We start from the raw sequence: 2,494 nt of genomic DNA on the forward strand, positions 1-2,494 counted from the left end.
TAAATTTTGCCCTTTTTCGTTCGCATTTAGATTTTCGCTAGAAACCTCGATCTCCGCACCTTTTGAATGCTCGGTAGAAGCGAGTTTATCGCTCAAATTTGACTCAGCGACTTTAATTTCCTCGACTGTCGCAGCGCCGCTTTTTCTCTCTAAAGATTGCAGTTTTTCTGGCTCTAAATTTTGAACATTTTGCGAGCTATTTTCTAAATTTTGATCGATTTGCGAACCAACTTCTAAATTTTGCTCTTTTGCCGAGGCACTTTGAGCGTGCAAAATTTCGCCGTTTAAATTTGACTCTGTTTGCGTTTTTTCTCGCTCGTCAAGTTTTTGCTCATCGCCTTGCGTCACCGGCCTAGATTTTGCGGAATTTGGCGCTGCGATACGCTTTACTTCGCCTTTTTGCAGGTTATCGAGCTGAGGTTTTTTGTAAATTTTCCTAGCGTCTTCTTTGAGCGCGTTATACACGCCGGCGCCGTTTTTGCTGCCGAATTTTGAGATAAATTTCATATGAAGCTCGCTGAGGCTACCCGAGTTTCGTATCAAGATCGCGATTTCGTCTCGGTTTTCTTCGATGAGCTGCGCCGTATGCGAGCGATTGAAGTCAAATTTGAGTTTATGAAATTCGCCGCCGTTTTTATCTTGTTTATTAAAAAACTCTATCACGTCGTCGTAAAATTTATCATTGCTGACGATGTAAATTTTATCTTTTTTGCGCGAGAGTTTACCCATCAAAAACGTAATTATTTTATCCGCGTAATCCTTGTGAGCGCTTTGTAAAAGTATGATTTTTATTTTGATTTTTCGTGCCAGAAACCACGCCAAAACGGAGATGCTTAGCTTTTGCCTATCGTTAGTTACGATATAAATTTTATCTTTTCGGTCTAGCTTTTTTAGCGTCGCTAGATTATCTACGCTTATGTTTTCATCATCTATTATAAATCTTGCCATATATTTCCTAAACGAGTCGGGGCAAGCACCCCGAAACTCTACATCTTATCTTTTGTCACGATAAGCAGCATTTTAAATTTTTCCGGAATCTTTAGCCCGTGCGGGATTTTACCCGGAAGCACGATAGTATCGCCTTTTTTGATATCAAAATGCTCGTCGCCGATGGTTAGCTTCATCTCGCCGTCAAGCGCGACCAAAAGAGCGTCGCCCGGAGCCGCGTGAGTGGAGAGCTGTTGGTCCTTTGAAAACGACAGTAGCGACATCGAGCCGCTTTCGTTTTTGACGAGCGTTTTGCTCACGATTTTGCCTTCTTCGTATTCGACCGCATCCACTAGGCTAAAAATAGCCGCCTTAGGTAAATGATCTATCATTAAGTCCTCCTTAAAATCGATTGAGACGTATTTCGTCGGTTCGTTGAAAACTAGTTTTCGCCACACTTTTTTCTCTATCAGGCAGGCCTCTTCGCCGCCTAGGCACATCTGCTTGTCGCCGTAGTGCAAACTCGCGCCGCCCTCTACGACCCATGCAAGGCTGTCGCAAAATAGCATCTCGTGATCCAGCTCCTCGCCCGTATCAAAGGCAAACACGTCGACGTGAGCATTCTCGCAATCAAAAATTCTCTTGCTAACGACGCTTTTTGCGATGACTTTCGTGTCGGCGTTTAGATTGTAAATTTTACTCATTTTTCTTCCTTTCGTAAATTTACGTGTCATTGTAGCTAAAATTTTCGGACGATTTATTGATAAGGATTATCTCTTTTTAGTAAATTTTGAATCGGTTTTAAATAAAATTTAGGCGCAAAAACGCCTAAATTTTACTCCCACTCTATCGTTGCAGGCGGTTTGCTTGAGATGTCGTAAACTACGCGGTTGATGCCGTCTACTTCGTTTATGATGCGGCGAGAGACGTTTTCTAACAGGTCGTACGGTAGGCGTGAGAAGCTAGCCGTCATACCGTCGCTGGCGTCCACTACGCGTATGCACACGGCATTTTCGTAGGTGCGATTGTCGCCCATTACACCGACTGAATTTACGTTTAAAAGCACGCAAAATGCCTGCCACGTTTTGTTGTACCAACCGCTTGATTTTAGCTCGTCTCGCAGGATCACATCAGCTTTACGTAGTAGCTCAAGGCTTGGCGTATTTACTTCGCCCATTATGCGGATCGCAAGGCCCGGTCCAGGGAATGGATGACGAAACACGAGCTCTCGCGAAAGACCGAGCTCAAGGCCTAGCTGACGCACCTCGTCTTTAAAGATTTCTCGTAACGGCTCGATCAGCTCAAAGCTCATCCAATCAGGCAGTCCGCCCACGTTATGGTGGCTTTTGATCGTCTTGCTAGATCCCACGACCGAGCTTTCGATGATGTCGGTATAGAGCGTGCCTTGGGCTAAAAATTTGACGTTATCGTGCTTTTTGGCCTCTTTTTCAAAGATTTCGATGAAAGTTTCGCCGATTATCTTACGTTTTTTCTCGGGATCGGTTACGCCCGCAAGCCTTTCTAGGAAAGTTTTACTCGCATCTATGCTAACTAGCTCCACGCCAAG

Annotated in this window: 3 protein-coding genes; all 3 read right to left on the bottom strand. The window is 44.3% G+C overall.

Annotation, left to right across the window (positions count from 1 at the left end):
* Positions 1-948: PIN domain-containing protein (locus H740_RS11045; protein WP_002953870.1), on the bottom strand; the 948-nt coding region annotated here is incomplete at its 3' end.
* A 38-nt stretch (positions 949-986) separates the two neighbouring features.
* On the bottom strand, positions 987-1,631 hold the full coding sequence (locus H740_RS11050) for a cupin domain-containing protein (RefSeq protein ID WP_002953871.1): 645 nt from the start codon (positions 1,629-1,631) through the stop codon (positions 987-989).
* 131 nt (positions 1,632-1,762) lie between these two features.
* On the bottom strand, positions 1,763-2,494 hold a 732-nt coding region (gene guaA / locus H740_RS11055), incomplete at its 5' end, for a glutamine-hydrolyzing GMP synthase (protein WP_002953872.1).

The sequence above is a fragment of the Campylobacter showae CC57C genome (assembly GCF_000344295.2).
Classification (GTDB): Bacteria; Campylobacterota; Campylobacteria; order Campylobacterales; family Campylobacteraceae; genus Campylobacter_A; species Campylobacter_A showae_B.